The 860-nt window shown below is 73.7% G+C and carries 1 protein-coding gene; it reads right to left on the bottom strand.

Annotated features, from left to right (window positions below; genetic code table 11):
* Positions 1-860: acyltransferase domain-containing protein (locus PUR56_RS12750; RefSeq protein WP_443034487.1), on the bottom strand; the 860-nt coding region annotated here is incomplete at both ends.

Raw genomic sequence — 860 nt, 5'->3', positions numbered from 1 at the left:
TCCCCGCGACATGCGCCGCCGCGATCTCACCCTGCGAATGCCCCACCACCGCGTCCGGCACCACACCCAACGAACCCCACACCCGCGCCAGACCCACCATCACGGCGAACGACACCGGCTGCACCACATCCACCCGCTCCAACGAGGCGGCACCCGGCACCTGATTCACCACATCCACCAACGACCAGTCCACATAAGGCTTCAGCGCACCCTCCACCTCCGCCAGAGCCCGCGCGAACACCGGGGACTCGGCCGACAGACGCCGGCCCATCCCCACCCACTGCGAACCCTGGCCCGGGAACACGAACACCGACCGGCCCGCCACCTCCGCACGGCCGGAGACGACACCCGTCGCCTCCTCCGCGCGCGCTGCCGCGCCCAGCGCCGTCAGGACGGCCTCCCGGTCGGCGGCCACCACCACCGCCCGCTGCTCCAGCGCGGCACGCGCGGTGAGGAGGGTCCGGGCGGTCCGCGCCAGGTCGGCGTCGGGCCGTTCGGCGAGGAACCGGCCCCAGCCGTCGGCCTGGGCGTGCAACCCGGGCTCGGTGGCGGCCGACAGGACCAACGGCAGGGCGGCACCCGGCAGTACGTCGTTCGAGGCACGGCCGGCCGACGGGGAGACGGCGGACTGCTCGTCGGGCTGCTGCTCCGACGGCTCGTCGGAGGACTGCGGCGCGTCCTCGGCAGGGGCCTGTTCGAGGATGACGTGGGCGTTGGTGCCGCTCACGCCGAAGGACGACACGGCGGCCCGGCGCGGCCGGTCCACCTCCGGCCACTCCCGCTCCTCCGTCAACAGCGCGACCGCACCCGACTCCCAGTCCACCTTCGAACTCGGCGCGTCGATGTGCAGACTCTTCGGC

The organism is Streptomyces sp. BE303 (genome assembly GCF_036290945.1).
In the GTDB taxonomy this organism is placed as follows: Bacteria; Actinomycetota; Actinomycetes; order Streptomycetales; family Streptomycetaceae; genus Kitasatospora.
Note: the sequence above shows the minus strand (reverse complement) of the source record. Positions and strands in the feature narration are given on the sequence as shown.